20 protein-coding genes are annotated in these 16,921 nt (G+C 58.3%); 8 read left to right on the forward strand and 12 right to left on the reverse strand.

Features of this window, described 5'->3' with window-relative positions; all coding sequences use genetic code 11:
• Positions 1-2 precede the first annotated feature (2 nt).
• On the reverse strand, positions 3-509 hold the full coding sequence (locus tag LOH54_RS08455) for an outer membrane beta-barrel protein (RefSeq protein ID WP_231018467.1): 507 nt from the start codon (positions 507-509) through the stop codon (positions 3-5).
• Positions 510-583: 74 nt separating this feature from the next.
• Here LOH54_RS08455 and LOH54_RS08460 point away from each other — a divergent pair, with 74 nt between their 5' ends.
• Positions 584-1,123 carry a peptidylprolyl isomerase gene (locus tag LOH54_RS08460; RefSeq protein WP_231018468.1) on the forward strand — a complete coding sequence of 180 codons (540 nt, stop codon included), beginning with the start codon at positions 584-586 and terminating at the stop codon, positions 1,121-1,123.
• 6 nt (positions 1,124-1,129) lie between these two features.
• Here LOH54_RS08460 and LOH54_RS08465 read toward each other — a convergent pair whose 3' ends face one another.
• Genes LOH54_RS08465 through LOH54_RS08490 form a run of 6 tightly spaced genes read right to left on the reverse strand, consistent with a single transcriptional unit; the run spans position 1,130 to position 6,723 of the window.
• Positions 1,130-2,716 carry an inorganic phosphate transporter gene (locus tag LOH54_RS08465; protein ID WP_231018469.1) on the reverse strand — a complete coding sequence of 529 codons (1,587 nt, stop codon included), beginning with the start codon at positions 2,714-2,716 and terminating at the stop codon, positions 1,130-1,132.
• Between the two features lie 20 nt (positions 2,717-2,736).
• Positions 2,737-3,879, reverse strand: a complete 1,143-nt coding sequence (gene folP / locus LOH54_RS08470; RefSeq protein ID WP_231018470.1) for a dihydropteroate synthase — start codon at positions 3,877-3,879, stop codon at positions 2,737-2,739.
• Positions 3,869-4,492 carry a DNA polymerase III subunit delta' gene (locus tag LOH54_RS08475; protein WP_231018471.1) on the reverse strand — a complete coding sequence of 208 codons (624 nt, stop codon included), beginning with the start codon at positions 4,490-4,492 and terminating at the stop codon, positions 3,869-3,871. The genes folP and LOH54_RS08475 overlap by 11 nt, the downstream gene beginning before the upstream one ends.
• The gene (locus LOH54_RS08480; RefSeq protein ID WP_231018472.1) at positions 4,485-5,033 is read right to left on the reverse strand and encodes a HobA family DNA replication regulator; all 549 of its coding nucleotides are present in this window, start codon (positions 5,031-5,033) and stop codon (positions 4,485-4,487) included. Before LOH54_RS08480 ends, LOH54_RS08475 begins: the two co-directional genes overlap by 8 nt.
• A 6-nt stretch (positions 5,034-5,039) precedes the next feature.
• On the reverse strand, positions 5,040-6,251 hold the full coding sequence (locus LOH54_RS08485) for an aspartate kinase (RefSeq protein WP_231018473.1): 1,212 nt from the start codon (positions 6,249-6,251) through the stop codon (positions 5,040-5,042).
• Between the two features lies 1 nt (position 6,252).
• Positions 6,253-6,723 (reverse strand): RNA pyrophosphohydrolase, encoded by a 471-nt coding sequence (locus tag LOH54_RS08490; protein WP_231018474.1) that lies wholly within the window; start codon positions 6,721-6,723, stop codon positions 6,253-6,255.
• Between the two features lie 172 nt (positions 6,724-6,895).
• Here LOH54_RS08490 and hemW point away from each other — a divergent pair, with 172 nt between their 5' ends.
• The 4 genes from hemW (at position 6,896) to queA (ending at position 10,394) form a co-directional block, all read left to right on the forward strand.
• Positions 6,896-7,951, forward strand: a complete 1,056-nt coding sequence (gene hemW / locus LOH54_RS08495; RefSeq protein WP_231018475.1) for a radical SAM family heme chaperone HemW — start codon at positions 6,896-6,898, stop codon at positions 7,949-7,951.
• A 109-nt stretch (positions 7,952-8,060) separates the two neighbouring features.
• Entirely contained in the window at positions 8,061-8,495 is a 435-nt protein-coding gene (gene tatB / locus LOH54_RS08500) for a Sec-independent protein translocase protein TatB (protein WP_231018476.1), read from the forward strand.
• Between the two features lie 104 nt (positions 8,496-8,599).
• Positions 8,600-9,397 (forward strand): twin-arginine translocase subunit TatC, encoded by a 798-nt coding sequence (gene tatC / locus LOH54_RS08505; protein ID WP_231018477.1) that lies wholly within the window; start codon positions 8,600-8,602, stop codon positions 9,395-9,397.
• Positions 9,351-10,394: a tRNA preQ1(34) S-adenosylmethionine ribosyltransferase-isomerase QueA gene (queA, locus tag LOH54_RS08510; protein WP_231018478.1), complete on the forward strand. Its 1,044-nt coding sequence runs from the start codon at positions 9,351-9,353 to the stop codon at positions 10,392-10,394. The genes tatC and queA overlap by 47 nt, the downstream gene beginning before the upstream one ends.
• A gap of 8 nt (positions 10,395-10,402) precedes the next feature.
• On the opposite strand, the gene LOH54_RS08515 is transcribed toward queA, so the two are convergent.
• A complete protein-coding gene (locus LOH54_RS08515) occupies positions 10,403-10,906 on the reverse strand; it encodes a GlcG/HbpS family heme-binding protein (RefSeq protein WP_231018479.1) in 504 nt (167 codons plus the stop codon).
• A gap of 95 nt (positions 10,907-11,001) precedes the next feature.
• Here LOH54_RS08515 and LOH54_RS08520 point away from each other — a divergent pair, with 95 nt between their 5' ends.
• Positions 11,002-11,541 carry a lipocalin family protein gene (locus LOH54_RS08520; protein WP_231018480.1) on the forward strand — a complete coding sequence of 180 codons (540 nt, stop codon included), beginning with the start codon at positions 11,002-11,004 and terminating at the stop codon, positions 11,539-11,541.
• A 4-nt stretch (positions 11,542-11,545) separates the two neighbouring features.
• On the opposite strand, the gene LOH54_RS08525 is transcribed toward LOH54_RS08520, so the two are convergent.
• From LOH54_RS08525 to LOH54_RS08540, 4 genes are all read right to left on the reverse strand, one after another.
• Positions 11,546-12,088, reverse strand: coding sequence for a nitroreductase family protein (locus tag LOH54_RS08525; RefSeq protein ID WP_231018481.1), 543 nt, complete (start codon positions 12,086-12,088; stop codon positions 11,546-11,548).
• 89 nt (positions 12,089-12,177) lie between these two features.
• On the reverse strand, positions 12,178-12,951 hold the full coding sequence (locus LOH54_RS08530; RefSeq protein WP_231018482.1) for a DNA-processing protein DprA: 774 nt from the start codon (positions 12,949-12,951) through the stop codon (positions 12,178-12,180).
• Positions 12,944-13,930, reverse strand: a complete 987-nt coding sequence (locus tag LOH54_RS08535) for a divergent polysaccharide deacetylase family protein (protein WP_231018483.1) — start codon at positions 13,928-13,930, stop codon at positions 12,944-12,946. The genes LOH54_RS08530 and LOH54_RS08535 overlap by 8 nt, the downstream gene beginning before the upstream one ends.
• Positions 13,931-14,024: 94 nt before the next feature.
• Positions 14,025-14,204 carry a hypothetical protein gene (locus LOH54_RS08540; protein WP_231018484.1) on the reverse strand — a complete coding sequence of 60 codons (180 nt, stop codon included), beginning with the start codon at positions 14,202-14,204 and terminating at the stop codon, positions 14,025-14,027.
• Between the two features lie 242 nt (positions 14,205-14,446).
• On the opposite strand from LOH54_RS08540, the gene LOH54_RS08545 reads away from it, so the two are divergent.
• Positions 14,447-16,066, forward strand: a complete 1,620-nt coding sequence (locus LOH54_RS08545; RefSeq protein WP_231018485.1) for a cation:proton antiporter domain-containing protein — start codon at positions 14,447-14,449, stop codon at positions 16,064-16,066.
• A gap of 71 nt (positions 16,067-16,137) precedes the next feature.
• Positions 16,138-16,917, forward strand: a complete 780-nt coding sequence (locus LOH54_RS08550; RefSeq protein ID WP_231018486.1) for a PhzF family phenazine biosynthesis protein — start codon at positions 16,138-16,140, stop codon at positions 16,915-16,917.
• The last annotated feature ends 4 nt before the right edge of the window (positions 16,918-16,921 follow it).

Raw genomic sequence — 16,921 nt, forward strand, 5'->3', positions numbered from 1 at the left:
ATTTAGAAGTTGACGGCCAGGCCGATCATATAGTTGTTCATCGCCTCGGACGTGTTGACGTACTCGACGTAGAGGTCCAGCTGGTTGTTCAGCTCGTACATCCCGGCAATGCCGCCGGAGATCGCCAGATCGCCGCGCGAGTGAAGCTCGTCGCCGAGGTTCGGGAGAATAAGACCGAATTTCGGGCGGACTTTGAAGGCGGAACCCGGGATATCGATCGTATAGGTCGCATAAACACCGAGCGTCGTGACATCGATCTTGTTGTTGCTGTTACTGATCTCCGGTGCCACCAGTGATGTACTCAGTTCCGCTTCCACGCCAAGGTTTTTCAGCACGTTGTCGAGCTCGACACCGCCCTTGATCGCCAGACCGACGCCGTCGTCGACATGTTTCGGCATCGCTTCGAGACCGATGCCCGCACCAACGTAGAAACCGTTGCTGCCCTGCTGCTGGGCATAGAGTGAAGAAGTGAGCAGCAGTGCTGCTGCGATTGATCCAATTTTTTTCATCATTTTGTCCTTTTTATTGTTATGGCCGGCATTATAGCACCATGAGATATAATGGCGTAAAAAAAGGAGAGCCTATGCGAAAATTTTTCGCCTTTACCATCCTCTTTCTTGCTGCAGCAGTCCTCTTCGGCGTGCCGGCCAAACACCCCCATGTCCTTCTGAAAACGAACCAGGGAACGATCGAACTCGAGATCCGTGAAGACCTTGCCCCCCTGGCGGCGGAAAACTTCCTCACCCACGTCAAAGAAGGCTACTATGACGGAATCATCTTCCACCGTATCATCAAGGGCTTCATGATCCAGGGCGGCGACCCGACCGGTACCGGCCGCGGCGGCGAGTCTATCTGGCACAAACCTTTCAAAAACGAGTATGCACCCAACGTCATCTTCGACAAGCCGGGTATCCTCGCCATGGCCAATGCCGGGCGCAACACCAACGGCAGCCAGTTCTTCATTACGACGGCGGGGGCCCCCTGGCTCAATGGCGGCTACACGATCTTCGGTTATGTTGTGAAAGGGATGGATGTCGTTTATAAACTGGAAGGGGTTCGTACCGGCAGACAGGACCGTCCGCTGGAAGCGCAGACGATCCTCAAGGCGAGCGTCGCCGAGTAACGGCGCTTAGAGCATCATGCCGCGGATCGTGTAGAAGATCGCGGCGGAAAGCACGGCGGCGGCGGGAACCGTGATCACCCAGGCCGCGATAATCTTCTTGATCGCATCGCGCTTGACGTATTTGATCTTCTCGGCGCGCTTGAGCTGCTTCTTGTCGATGCGGATCTTCTCCTCTTCTTCCTCGATCATCTGGTACAGCTGGACGATACGCTCGTAATCCTCCTGGCTTTTGCCCTCTTTCGCCTCCAGGGTCTCCTTCTCGGCGTTCAGGGCGTTCAGGAGCTTCTCATCCTCGGCCAGCTGGCGGCGCTCGACGCGGATCAGCTCCTCCTCTTTCGTATGGTAGAGGAATTCGCGCAGGAAACCGACGCCGAAGACGCCGCCGATGGCGATGTGCGTGGAGCTGACCGGCAGGCCGAGCTGTGATGCGACGATGACCGTAATGGCCGCCGCCATCGCGATGCTGTAGGCGCGGACCTGGTCGAGCTCGGTGATCTCGCTGCCGACGGTGCGGATCAGCTTCGGACCGTAGAGCGCCAGCCCCAGCGCGATCCCGATGGCGCCGACAAGCATGACCCACATCGGGATGCTCGCTTTGGTGCTGATGACGCTATGCTGCACGGCATCGGCGATCCCCGCCAGCGGACCGACGGCGTTGGCGACGTCGTTCGCACCATGGGCGAAGCTGAGCAGCGCCGCGGCGAAGATCAGGGGAATCGTGAAGAGCTTGTTGACGTCGTCACGATGGTTGCGCAGCGACACGGCTGCCGTGGCGACCATCGGCTTGACCATAAAGTAGATCGCCACGGCTGCGGCGAACCCGATCCCCAATGCCGTCGGAAAATCGATTTTGATGATATGCTTGACCCCTTTGAGCATCAGGTAGGTGACGAAGGCCCACCCCATGACAGCAACATAGAGCGGGACCATCTTCTTCATGGCGCTCAGTTTGTCCTCTTTGTAGATCATCGTCTTCTTGATGGTGAAGAGGAAGAGCGCGGCGATCACCCCGCCGAGCAGCGGGGAGATGACCCAGCTGGCGGCAATGGTCCCCATTGTGCCCCAGGCGACGGCACCGAAACCGGAAGCGGCGATCCCCGCCCCCATGACGCCGCCGACGATGGAGTGCGTCGTTGAGACCGGCGCGCCCATCGTCGTCGCCAGGTTCAGCCAGAGTCCGCCGGCCAGCAACGCCGCGGTCATGGCCCAGATAAATTGGGAAGCATCGACGAAGGCTGCAGGATCGATAATCCCCTTTTTGATCGTCCCGACGACGTCGCCGCCGGCGATAAGGGCCCCGCTGGCTTCAAATATGGCGGCGATAATGATCGCGCCGCCCATCGTCAGTGCCCGGGAACCTACGGCCGGCCCCACATTGTTGGCGACATCGTTCGCCCCGATGTTCAGCGCCATGTAGGCACCGAAGAGCGCGGCAATCGCCAGAAAGAGACTGTTGGTAACGCCCGAGTGTGTTACCGAGCTGTAAAAGAGTACACCGACCATGAAAAAGAGGGCCAGCCCCAGTTTCGTAAAATCGTTTTTCGAGCTTTTGACAGCCTTCTTCTCCATTTTTTTGACGGTTCTAATATCCATCGTTTCTCCCCAATTGATGTTTATAAGTGATACAGCGCCTCGTAAATCTTCAGCGCCTGTGCATGCGCCTTGACGTCATGCACCCGTATGATCTCGGCGCCGTTGCGCACGGCTTCGAGATGCAGAGCCAGTGTTCCCGGTAACCGTTCGGATGGTTCAGAGGGAACAATTTTAGCAATCATCGACTTACGGCTGGCCCCGACGAGCAGCGGGTAGCCGAAGCGTCTGAAGTGCTCCAGATCGCGAATGAGTTTGAGGTTGTGTTCCAGGCGCTTTCCGAAACCGATACCAACGTCGAGAACGATCTCTTCGACCCCGTATGCCCTCGCTTTGGCAATACGGGATTCGAAAAAGTCGCCCAGCTCTCCGAAAAGGTCGTCGTACTGCGGCTGCGACTGCATCGTCTGCGGGGTGCCCTGCATATGCATGATCACCGCCGTGGCGCCGTATTCGCCGCAAAGTTTTGCCACCGCGTCGTCAGCCAGGCCGGTAATGTCGTTGACGATATTGAAACCGCGTTCGAGTGCATAGGAGAGCACCGAGGGGGCGTAGCTGTCGAGGCTGAAGTCTGCACGCTCGTAGAGGCGGTGGGCGTAGGCCGCATCGATGACGGGTTTCACCCGTTCAAGCTCTTCGTCTGCGGGTATCGCCGCGGACCCCGGCCGGGAGGAGACCCCGCCGAGATCGATGATCTGCGCCCCCTCTTCGATCATCGTTTCGATCCGTTCGACCGCGGCCGCGTCTTTGAAACGGCTCCCCGAGAAGAAGCTATCCTCGTTGGTATTGACGATCCCCATAATCTTTGCCGCTGCGGGCTTTTTCACCCCGGCAAAACGCTTGAGCTCAAGAGCCACTTCTTTGAGCCCGAAAGGCTGGGCCAGCTCCTTGCGTGCGAGCTCTTCAAGCTGCCGCGTCGTCGCCAGCAGCAGGGCATCGACCCGCGGGGTCTGCGCCAGGATCGTCCCCTTGGGCACAGCCAGGTCCGCCCCGACGGAGAGGGCATCCTGTTTGAGGATATTGGCCGCGCCGACATGCAGGTCTCGGATGTAAATGAAGTGCAGCGCCGCCTTGGCCGCGAGGATCTTCCGTCCCCCGGCGTCGACGTCGAGACGCGCCAGCAGCGCCCGGATGTCGCTCTGCGTCGAGAGGCGTTCAACCCGCACGACGCTGCTCCGGCAGAAAGGGCATCAGTACCGTCAACAGGACGTTCTGCAGCCGGGCGTTTACTTCCAGAAGGCGAAATGCCCGTGCGAAAGCGTCAAGCTGCTCCGTGCTGAGCGGCAGTTTCTCGACAACGCTCGCCTGGTAGAAAAGCCGCTCGATCAGCGCCTTGGACTCGTGGCGGTCCATCCGTCCCACCGAGGTGACGAACCCGTACAGCGCCCCCAGGTCGAGCGATCCCAGTGTCAGTTCTACACCCTGCGGCGCTTCGCCGGAGAGTTCGTTGAGAATCGGCAGGCGCGAACGCACCGTCGGCAGCAGCACCGACTTGCTCGGCGCGATAATGACGAGGGCGATATTGGTAGGGGGTTCTTCAAGCAGTTTGAGCAGGGCGTTCTGGGAGTAGACGTTGAACTGTTTCGCCGCCAACACGACGTATTTCAGCGACGCCTCGCTGATATAGGCTTCGGCGATCACCGCTTTGGCGTCCTCGATCAGGAAATCGTCACGTACGAAACCGACGACGCGGCTCGGGTGCACCGCCTTCTTGAAAGCCTCGAAGCGCTCCTCGATCTCCTCGGCGAGGATGATGTGGCTGCGTTCGAAACTACTCATCCGCGTCGACCTCCCCGAAAAGGACCGCGTTGAGCGAGAGGTCGAACAGGCGGTAGAGCTGCAGGAGCTTGATATCGAGGTAGGGGTCGAAAGAGCGCAGCTTCATCGCGTGGCCGAACTCTTCGTCGAGGAGCCAGAGGCAGCTGTTGTCCGCCCGCTTGGCGATCTCGGAGCGGGGATCGCTCCCCTTGCCGACGTACCAGAAGAAGTAGTTGCCCGCAAAGGAGAGGTCGAGCATATCCGCGAGCATATCCATCGCGTCGCCGCTCGTCATCTCGTCAAACTCCGGGTAGATCCGGTCCAGGCTGATCAGCGGTACCATCGGCCGGTCGTTGGAGAGCTGGTTGATCGTCGAGGAGATGTAGTGCTGGAACCATTTTCGCTTGCGGTCGGTCACCAGGACGATCGTCTTGCCCGTGACGATCTGCGACACGGCGAGCATGGTGGAAGCCGTCCATTCGAAACGGTTCTCTTCGACCCAGTTGAACGACGCCCCCTCGGAGCGTATGGTCTCGAGCATCCATTTCATGAACGACTGCATAGGGATTTACTTCTCCAGTTCGTAGACGTTGTGCAGCGCACGTACCGCCAGTTCGGCGTACTTTTCGTCGATGACCATGGAGACCTTGATCTCGGAGGTGGAGATCATCATGATGTTGATATTCTCCGCCGCCATGGACGCGAATGCTTTCGCCGCGACGCCCGTATGCGACTTCATACCGACACCGACGATGGAGACCTTGCAGATCTTCTCGTCGTAGCTGGCCTCTTTGATCTCGCCCTTTTCGATAAAGGTCTCGACAACCTTTTTCGCGTCGCCCAGTTCGTTCATCGGGACCGTGAAGTCCAGGTTCGTCGAGTCGTCATGCCCCAGGGTCTGGATGATCATGTCGATGTTGACGTTGCTCGCCGCCAGCTTGCCGAAAATATCGGAAGCGATACCGGGACGGTCGACGACGCCTCCGAGTGAGATACGCGCCTGATTACGGTCGAGCGCCACACCGCTTACCAGTGGTTTTTCCATAATGTTCTCTTCCTTTGTGATCAATGTCCCTTCGGCATCCGAAAAGCTCGAACGGGTGACGAGGTTGACGTTAAGTTTTTTGGCCAGTTCGACCGAACGGTTCTGCAGGACTTTCGCCCCGAGCGACGCAAGCTCGAGCATCTCGTCATAGGAGATCTGTTCCAGCTTCTTCGCCTTCGGTTCGATGCGGGGGTCCGTCGTGTAGATCCCGTCGACGTCGGTGTAGATCTCGCAGAGGTCCGCTTCGAGCGCCCCGGCGATCGCCACGGCGGAGAGGTCGCTGCCGCCGCGCCCGAGGGTCGTGACACGCCCCAGCTCGTTGACGCCCTGGAAACCGGCGACGACCACCACTTTGCCCTCGCCCAGCGCACGGCGCATCGGCGTCGGGTCGATATGCTCGATCCGCGCTTTCGTATGGACCGTATCGGTCACGATCCCCGCCCTGCGGCCGCTCATGGACTCTGCCGGGAACCCCATTTCATTGAGCGCGATGGAGAGCAGCGCCGCCGTCACCCGTTCGCCGGAGCTCAGCAGCATATCCACCTCTTCGCGCTGGGGGTTGTCGCTGTAGTGCTCGGCATAGGCGACCAGTTTGTTGGTCTCGCCGCTCATCGCCGAAACGACGACGACGACGTCATTCCCCTCTTTGACCGTTTTGGCAACGCGGTTGGCGACGTTCTGGATGCGCTCCAGGTCGCCAACGCTCGTACCACCGTATTTCTGAACAATCAGCATCTTACAGATACCCCTTTGCTTTAAAATAGCCGATCACCTTCTCATAGATCGGTTTCTTGAAGTGTGCAACGTAGTCATACAGTGCATCGATCTCGATGAACTTGTAATCGATAAACTCCGGATGTTTCGTCTCCAGGTTGATCTTCGCCTTGTGCTTGAGGCGTACGAGAAAATAGCGCTGTGTCTGCCCGCAGTAGGGGCGCATGCGCTCCGCGACGTGCTCCGGAAAATCGTAGGCCAGCCAATCGGGATACTCGGCGACGACTTCCACCTTTTTCGTACCGATCTCCTCTTCGATCTCGCGGAGCAGCGCCTCTTCGGGAGACTCCCCCCGGTCAATACCCCCCTGCGGGAACTGCCAGATGCCGCTGATATCGCTGCGTTCGGCGATAAAGATCTGCTTGACCTCCGGGTACTCCGGCGGAACGATGATCGCCGCGACGTTCGGACGGTAGGGTTTGACGGATTCCATAGGCCTCTTTACTCGTTTTGGAGCACCTCTAATAACCCCAGCGCAACCCGGGTAGGGTTATGAGAAGTGCCCGCTTTTTTCAATGCGCGTATTATAGGGCAAGCGCGGTTAAATCGTGCTTGTTTTTTGCCCGGCTCAACCGCGGCTAACGTCCGAGGGATTACAATGCGGCATGCTTTTATATGTCCATATCCCGTTTTGCGACAGCAAGTGCCACTACTGCAGCTTCAACTCCTATGTCGACAAGTTCGCGCTGCGGCGCGATTACATGGCGGCGCTCGGACGGCAGCTGGAAGAGGAGATCGAACGGCTGGGCCTGCCGCCGGAGAGCCTTGAGACCCTGTTTATCGGCGGCGGCACCCCTTCGACGGTCGCGCCGGAGCTCTACGCCCCGCTTTTTGCACGGCTGCAGCCCTACCTGAAACCCGGTGCGGAGATCACCAGCGAGGCCAACCCCAACAGCGCGACCCCCGAGTGGCTTGCAGGCATGCACGCGCTCGGAGTGAACCGTATCAGTTTCGGGGTACAGAGTTTTGACCCGGAGAAGCTGAAACGGCTCGGACGCGCCCATACCCCCGACCAGGCGGTGCGTGCCGTCACCGCGGCACGTGACGCAGGCTTCGAACACCTCTCCCTCGACCTTATCTACGGCGTCGCCGGGGATACGAAACCGCTGTTGGCGCACGACCTGGAACAGGCGTTCGCCCTTCCCGTCGACCATCTCAGCGCCTACGCCCTCACCATCGAGGAGGGCACCCCCTTCTCCGCCACCCCGGAGGTCGCCGACGAAAAACTGGCATTGACCTCATGGCTCTTCGAGCGTATCAAAGCCCACGGTTTCGAACAGTACGAGATCTCCAATTTCGGCCGCTACCGCTCCCGCCACAACCTCGGCTACTGGGAATACAAACCCTACATCGGGCTGGGTGCCGGTGCCGTGGGCTGCATCGACACCGTCCGCTACTACCCCCACCGCGACGTTGAGGCCTACATCACCGACCCCCTTTTCCGCATGTCCGAGCCCCTCGATGCGGAGGCCGTCAAAACCGAGCGCCTCTTCCTCGGACTGCGCTCCGTCGTCGGCGTCCCCGAGGCGCTGCTCGACCCGGAAGAGCTGCAGCGCGCCCGCTGGCTCGAAGAGGAGGGAAAACTGCGCTTTGAAGACGGCCGTTTTTACAACACGGACTACCTGCTCAGCGACGAGATCGTCCTCTACCTCCAGGGATGAGCGCGCCCATTCGCTTCCCCTTAAACCTCCTGTGCTATAATCCCGGATCATAAATTTATCTAACGGGAGAGCCGCCGCTATCCGCGGCAGCGCCCTGACGGGAAACGCCATGTTCGGAATGGGATTTTCGGAGATCCTCATCATCGCCATTATCGCTATCTTGTTTCTGGGACCGGACAAACTGCCCCAGACCATGGTCGATATCGCCCGTTTCTTCCGCAGCGCCAAGCGTACGCTGGCCTCGGCCAAGGCCTCTATCGAGGAGGAGCTGCATGTCGACGACATCAAGCGCGAAGTGAACAGCTACAAGGACAACCTGCTCGAAGAGAAAGAGAAACTGAGCCAGGCGAGCGCCTTTACCGAACTGACCGATGAATTCGATGCCGTCATCGACATGGCCGGCGATACGACGACGGTAGAATCCCCCGCTCCAAAGAAACCTAAAGCCGAAGCCGCCCCGGATGCCAAGAAACCGGAAGTCGTCACCTTCAGCAAAAAGAAAAAAAGTTCAGAGAGTTCCGATGAGGACAATGAGAATGCGTAACCTTTCTGCCCTGGCCGGGGCAAGCCGTTTTACTTGTTCTGTCCTCGCTACGCTGCTGAATTCCGCTGACGCTGCATGTGCAACAGCGGCTAATGGAGAAGAGAATGTTTGACGAACTGCGTCCCCACCTTATAGAGCTGCGTAAACGCCTGGGCATCTCCGTCCTGACGCTGATCGGCATGTTCTTTATCATGTTCTATTTCCACGAGCCGCTGCTCGAATGGATGATCCACCCCCTCAACGACGCCCTGCTCGAAGTCGGCAAGAAGTCCGTCAACGCGGCCAACGGAATGGTGACGACCAACCAGGTCGGCGGGGCCTTCTTCGTCGCCCTGAAAGTCGCCTTCTTTGCGGCGATCCTCGGCGCGCTGCCGGTCATCCTCTGGCAGGTCTGGCGCTTCATCGCGCCGGGCCTCTACGAGAACGAAAAGAAGATGATCCTCCCCTTCGTCTTCGGCGGGACGACGATGTTCGTCGTTGGCGTTGCCTTCGCCTACTACATCGTCACCCCCTTCGGGTTCGACTTCCTCATCACCTTCGGTAGCTTCAAGTTCACCCCGCTGATCAACATCGAGGATTACGTCGGCTTCTTTACGAAGATCATGTTCGGCTTCGGTCTGGCGTTCGAACTCCCGGTCTTTGCCTACTTCCTGGCGCTGCTCGGCCTCGTCGACGATCGCCAGATGACGGCCTTCTTCAAGTACGCCATCGTCATCATCTTCATTGTCGCCGCCCTGCTCACGCCGCCGGACGTCCTGACGCAGCTGTTGATGGCCGGTCCGCTGATCGTGCTGTACGGCTTCTCCATCCTCATCGTCAAAATGGTCAATCCCGCACCGAAAGAGGATGATGAGAATGACGACGAGGACGAGGAAGAGGCCGTTGCCCCTCAGAACGTCTAGTTACGACTTCACCCTCCCCGAGGCGCTTATTGCCGTCCACCCGGCCCAGCCGCGCGACCACGCCCGGCTGCTCGTTTATGACCGCAAAACCGACACCGTCGCCCACACGCGCTTCGACAAGATCGAAGCCTTCCTGCCCGAAGGGTGCGGCATCATCTTCAATGACACAAAGGTGATCAAGGCCCGCCTTTTCGGGAAAAAAGAGAGCGGCGGAAAGGTCGAACTCCTCATCAACCGCCCCCTCGACGCCTACCGGGTCAGCGTCTATATCCGGGGGAAGATGAAAGCGGGCACCCGTCTACACTTCGGCCAGGAGCTCGAGGCCGTCGTCGAGGAGCTGCATGAGGACGGCAGCCGCACTGTCACGTTTGAGCGTGCCGGAGAAAAGCTGCGTTTCGAAGCCCTGCTACCGATCATCGATATCATCGGACATATGCCACTGCCCCCCTATATCCAGCGTGAGGACAACGACGAAGACGCCGTGGAGTACCAGACGGTCTTCGCGAAAAACGAAGGGGCCGTCGCCGCGCCGACGGCCTCGCTGCACTTTACCGACGAACTCTTCGCCTCGGTCTGCGCGCACCACCCCCACGCCTACGTCACGCTGCACGTCGGCGCCGGTACCTTCAAACCCGTCGAAGCGGAGATCATCACCGACCATCCGATGCACTCGGAGTACTACGAAATCCCGGGCAATGCCAAGGCCCTCATCGACGGCGACCTTCCCCTGCTCTGCGTCGGCACGACCTCGACCCGTACGGTTGAGTACTACGTCCGCACCCACGAGACCGGGGGCGAAGCGAACCTCTTTCTGCACCCCGGCAACCCGCCGAAGCGCGTCAACCACCTGCTGACCAATTTCCACCTGCCCAAATCGACCCTGCTGATGCTCGTCGCCTCCTTCGTCGGACTGGAAAAGACCCACGAACTCTATGCCGAAGCGATCCGGGAGCAGTACCGTTTCTACAGCTACGGCGATGCGATGCTCATCCTCTAGGCCCCGCCCTACTCGTTGTCATCCATCAGTGCGAACGCCAGCCGCTCCTTGAGCGATGCGAGGGCCTTCGCCGCGCAGGCAGCGTCCAGCTTGCCGCCGGGTGCGCCGCTGACGCCGACGGCACCGATCAGGGTATCCCCCGATTTGACCGGCAAGCCTCCTTCCATCATGATCAGCCCCTCGATGTTGTTCAGCTCATTACGGATGTCGCTGCGTTTGGCGACAAAGGTCGTCGTATCCGTCCCCGCCATGATCACCGCGTTGGCTTTCTGTTCGGCGATCTGCATCGTAAAACGCGCTGCATAGGTATCGCGCATCACCACCTGGACATTGGCGCTGCGGTCGACCACCACGGCACTGACCCAGTACCCCTCCTGCCGGCAGGCCTCGACGGCACGCTTGGCGATCTCCGAGGCGAGGCCGAGATCCATACGCTCGATCCGGACGACGTCGGCGGCGGTGAGCAGAAGAGCGGGCAGTGTCAATACGCCCAAGACGGTTGCGATTTTCATAAGCATCCTTTGCATAGTGTGGCATCGATTATAGCAGAGCGCATGTGCGCGAAAATGGTAAAATGGCGCACACTCCACCATCAAACGGCGAGACCATGACGAAACTCCTGACACTTTTAACACTGACAGTGCTCATCACCCTCCTGGAGGGCTGCCAGCAGAAAGCCCCTGTACTCCTCCCCACCGTCGAGCATGTCGACCTGGAGCGCTACAGCGGTCTCTGGCACGAGATCGCCCGCTATGAAAACCGCTTCGAGGAGGGGTGTGTCGGGGCGACGGCCACGTACCGGCTGAAAGCGGATCATGTCGCGGTCGTCAACCGCTGCTATGACGACGCCGGGAGGTTAAAGGATGAGGCGAGAGGAGAAGCCCGTGTTGTCGAAGCGAGCGGGAACGCCAAACTGCGGGTGAGCTTTTTCTGGCCCTTCTACGGCGATTACTGGATCATCATGCTTGCCGCCGACTACCGCTATGCCGTCGTCGGCGACCCCCAGCGCAAGTACCTCTGGGTCCTCGCCCGCGACACGGTGCTGGAGGACCGGGACCGCGAAGCGATTCTCGCGCGCCTCGTCGCACTGAAATACGACCCCTTCAAACTCTACTGGACCGGTTTCAAAGCGATGTGCAACCACTGAGCCGTTAGCTCTCCCGACAGTCGATGACGATCTCGTCGAGTCCGAGGCGCGGCGTCATGGTATGGGACTCATCGCTGTAGCCCAGGGCAAGCACCGCATGGGGTTCGAGACCCATGAGCCCGAAACGCTCTTTCGCCCTGTCGGCACTGAACCCGCCCATGGGATGCACATAGATGCCGCGTTTGGACGCTTCGACGATCAGAAAAGCCATCGCCGTGCCGCTGTCGAAGGCGTGCCATCGGTTCGGTTTTCGGTTGTAAGAGAAGGTCTGGGTCGAACAGACCATCATGAGCAGAGGAGCGGATACGGCCCAATCGGCATTTTTCGTGCTGAGAATCTCGAGGAAATCCTCTTTCGGCCCCAGAACAAAACGCCACGGCTGTTCATTGAAGCAAGACGGTGCCGTCATCGCGGCTTCCAAGACGGCACAGAGGTCCTTCTCTCCCAGGGGTTTGTCCAGAAAATGTTTGGGGGAGAACCGTTTCAAAAAGAGGTCGTCGATACCGTATTCCGTGCTGCGCATCTGCCATCCTTTGGAGAGAAACATCTACACATCATACGCTTATCGCGGTTAAATCTTTCCTTAACACATCAAAAAAATGTTATGGCGACAGAGGGTTCCTGCCTGCCCATCAATTACACAAGAACGCTGATCCGGCCCGCCGTAATGGCGATTTTCCCCTCGAGTTCGTAGCGGAAGACCTCCTGGGGATAGTCACGTACGGCATCCTCGTAGGTCGGTCCGGTTCGGCAATATTCCAAAAAAGGGTCGCCGACACAGCGTGTGGCCTCGCCGTAACGCGCCACGAAGGCGTCGATATCGTAGATCGCCTCCGCTCTCCCCTCTTCTAGCAAACGGTTGGTTCCCTCGCTTTCGCCGATACGGTGGGGAAGGACATAGATCTTCTTTCCCATGCGCAGGGCATGCTCCACGCTGCGCATACTGCCGCTGTTCTCATCGGCCTGGGTGACGATCAGAGCATCGCCCAGCGCGACAACAATCTCATTGCGGACGACAAAGCTCCAGGGCGTCGCCTGGAAACCGTCATTAAAGGGACTGAGCAGCAACCCTTCGTGCGCAATGCTGTCAAGCAGGGCGCGGTTCGTCGCCGGGTAGCGTACATCGATCCCGCTGCCCAGCACGGCGATCGTATTGGCCGCGCCCGCCGCCGCATGGGCCGTCGCGTCGATGCCCATCGCGCCGCCGCTGACGATACAGACTCCTGCCTGCGAAAGTTTCGATGCCAGTTGCGACGTGATGAAGCGAGCATATCCGTCCGCCCGCCGGGAGCCGACAATGGAGAGCTTGACCCTTGAGAGCAGCGCCGTATTGCCCTCGAAAAAGAGTGTTTCCGGATACTTCCGCATCGCCTCGAGGGCGGGGACCTTCACTGAAAGCAGATCACTCATGGCTTTCGTATGCCGCCAATGTGTCGATCCGCACCAGCTGCACCGACTCGAGAAGCGCCTTGGACTCTTCCAATCCCTGGAGCGTCTGTTTGTGCGGGTGCCCTATTACGACGACCGAACCGTACTTTTTCGCGATCTTCACCGCACGGCTCACCTGCTTTTTCACCGCGCCGACATCGGGGTCGTGATCAAGGAAAACGTCGCGGCTGATGTAGGGACGGTGCAGTGACTTCATCAGAGCCGGTACCGCCGTCTTGCCGGTCGTACGGCTGTCGATGAAGGTGATCCCTTCCCGGTCAAGCGCATAAAGAAGTCTCTCCATCGCATCCCGGTCGGCGGTGAACTTGCTTCCCGTATGGTTGTTGACGAAGGCGACTTTCGGAAAAAGGTTCTTGATCTGCCGGATACGTTCATCGATCACTGTCTCGTCATCCCCGACATGCAGTGTCAAAGGCTCTTCGGCCGAAAAGGAGACCGCCTCCATCGGAAGGTGGACCATATAGTAAGATTGCTTGGCCGCCAACGCAGCCGAATCGGGGTGGCGTTTGGAGGGGGGAAGGAAAGACATCGTCACCGGCAGGTTTAATGCTTTGATATTGCGGACGTCATGGGCGAAAGAGACATCATCGAATATGATGGCCATCATCGGTTTCTCCCCTGATTCCGGTTCGACTTTCTCAGCCCGTGCTGCCGGTCGCGGCGGTGCTTTTTCATATTCATGGCTCGCCGTTCTCGCTTTTGCCTTTTTAAGCGCCTTCTTCAGTTCGGCGCTGTGCTGACGCTCCGTCAGCAGCGCCCCGCGATGCTCCTGCTTCGCCTTCTGGTAACCGAAGAAATAGCCTCCCGCCGCCAGAATAAAGGCGATCAGCAAAAAGATCACTCCTTTGAGCAGCGTATAGGTAAATGTATTTTTTTTGCGCCGGGGCTTTCCCCCGGCCGCACGCTTCCTAGGAGCACTCTTCTTCCGCTGTTGCGCCATTAAAATCCCTCATGATTCTTGTCGGCACATTGTAATAAGAATCTGATAACAGGGCGGTTAACAGGGCACTTTGCCACCTTCTTTCACGCAGCCGCTACTCCTCTTTGCGCCCGATGACAATATCCTGACCGTCCCACTTGGTATAGAGCCGGAACTCCTCGGCGATCTCCCGGATCCGCATCACCTCCAGAACCCCCTGCGGATCCATAGAAGTGGCCCGCATCGTTATGACGCCCGACTCCGGCTTTTGCAGCACATGATAGTTCCAATCCATTGCCGACAATTTACTATAAAGCTCTTGTATCATCAGCACCCCTTTATCATAATATATACAGTGTATTATAGTTATTTTGAGTTAATCAATCAATTTATTTAGCATATTGCCATTTTTTTTAACGCTCTATTTCATTTTTACACACCATTTTACATAGGTCAGCACGTGAACATACCGGAAGATGCGCCATTTTTATACAGGGATTTCGATCAAATAAAATAAATACAGCCTATACTTTCAGCATGGACCAATTACTACTGGCAATCTTTCTTACCCTTGCCATCGCCGCCGTACTGAGCATCCTGCTCAAACGCCTGGGCATATCCCACCTCATCGGCTATATCCTCACGGGGACGATCATCAGCTACCTTTTCGGTTTCAACGGGCTGAGCATTCTTACCCTCGACGTCGTCGGCGAATTCGGCATCGTTTTTTTGATGTTCACCATCGGGCTTGAACTGAGCCTCGGGCGGATCCGAAGCATGAAAGAGATTCTCCTGACCAACGGTCTGCTGCAGGTCTCCCTCAGCGTCCTCGTGATTTTCGTCCTCGCCTATTTTCCTTTCGGCCTGGACTTCAATACCTCGCTCATCGTCGCCCTGGCCTTTTCGCTCTCATCGACGGCGATCGTCCTCACTTACCTCAAACAGTCCAAGGACATCCTGACCCCTTACGGGCAGATCTCGATGGGCATCCTGATTTTCCAGGATCTGGCAGTCATCCCGATCCTTCTGCTGATCAGTTTCCTCTCCAACCATGACCTCTCCATCGGCGAGGTACTGCTCAAAACGGCACTGTCGGCCGCCATCGTCATCACCGTCATGTTCACGGTCGGGGCGAAGAGCGTCAATGCCCTGTTGAAATTCTCCGCACGTACGGAACTCGATGAACTCTTTCTCGGCGCCGTGTTCGCCATCGTCATCGGCACTTCCCTGCTTGCCCACGGGATGGGCTTTACCTACTCGCTGGGGGCCTTCATCGCCGGGATGATCATCGCCGATACCGACTACAGCGTCAAGGTCGAATCGGATATCGCCAGCTACCGGGACCTGCTGCTGGGCATCTTCTTTTTCGGCGTCGGCACCAAGATTGACCTGTTCTATTTCCTGGAGCATATCCATCTCATCCTTTTCGTTTTCGTCCTGGCCATGCTTTTCAAAGCTGCCGTCATCTACGCTATTATCCGTCTCAACAACGACAAGAACACCTCGGCCAAGAGCGCCCTTGCCCTTGCGCAGATCGGGGAGTTCTCCTTTGCCGTCTTCGCCCTGGCCGGGGCGGAGGAACTCATCAGCAGTGAAGCCGCCAGCTTCCTGATCCTTGTGAGCGTCATTTCCATGATCCTTACCCCCCTCGTCGTCAACAACATCTACAAACTCTCCTCCTACTTCGAAAAAGAGTTTTACGAATCCGACGTCATCACCCCGATCGGCCGCAGCAATCACATCGTCGTCGCCGGCTTTTCGACACTGGGCAAGATCGTCTGCGCGGACCTTCAGGCCAAGGGCGTCTCCTTCATCGTCATCACGGACAACCTCAAGCAGGTACTGCATGCCCGCAAACTCGGCTACATGGCCTACTTCGGCCACCTCAACAAACGCCCGGTACTAGAATCGCTGAATGTTGACAGCGCCAAAGCCGTGATTTTGACGGTTAACAGCGAACACAACAAACGCCTGATCGGCGAGGCTGTCCGTGCCTTTACCGCACAGCCCGACATCATTATGAAGATCGACACTCCGACGGAACGGCGGCAGCTTCGCAGCATCGAAGGCGCCCGTTTCATCGATGCGAGCTTTGAGGTCTCCAGCCTCCTCGTCGAAGAGGCGACCGCTTTGCCATCATCCGGCACGACAAAGTAACCGGCCGGTTTTGACAACAACGTTCGTTCGTTCTATAATCTTGGACCAATGAAATCCAAAGGCCTAGCACTGTGACAATCCCCCTTTATCAAATCGACGCGTTTGCCGCGCACATCTTCGAAGGCAACCCCGCCGCCGTCTGCCCCCTCGAGACATGGATGGACGATACAATGATGCAGTGGATCGCCGCGGAGAACAACCTTGCCGAGACGGCTTTCTTCGTCAAAGAGGCCCAGGGATACCGTATCCGCTGGTTTACCCCGACGACGGAAGTAGACCTTTGCGGGCATGCCACGCTGGCGGCGGCCCATGTGCTCTTCAAACACCTCGGTTACAAGGGAGAGAGCATCACCTTCGATTCGCGCAGCGGGGCTTTGCACGTCACTAGGAAAGGCGAATATCTCGCCCTCGATTTCCCCTCCGAACCGCCCCTGGCCGTCCCCGTGCCGCCGGAGATCGTTACCGCGTTCGGAAAGCCGCCGGTCGAAGTACTCAAAGGCAGCGACTATATCGTCGTCTTTCCCGACGGAGAGGATCTGACCAAACTCACCCCCGATTACGCTGCGCTCCGCGCCCTGGACCTACGGGGGGTCTGCATCACGGCGCGGGATGAACGCTACGACTTCGTCAGCCGCTTCTTCGCCCCCAACTTCGGCATCGACGAAGATCCCGTTACCGGCTCCGCCCACACCCAGCTCACCCCCTACTGGGCCAAGCGGCTCGGCAAAAGAACACTCCATGCCAGGCAGGTCTCCCCCCGCGGCGGTGAACTGCGGTGCGAGCTGGCCGGAACAAGGGTGCTCATCTCCGGACGCGCCGTCACGTATCTCACGGGCAGCATCTCCCTCTGAGGCC

It is taken from the genome of Sulfurimonas sp. HSL-3221, from assembly GCF_021044585.1.
GTDB classification, from domain to species: Bacteria; Campylobacterota; Campylobacteria; order Campylobacterales; family Sulfurimonadaceae; genus Thiomicrolovo; species Thiomicrolovo sulfuroxydans.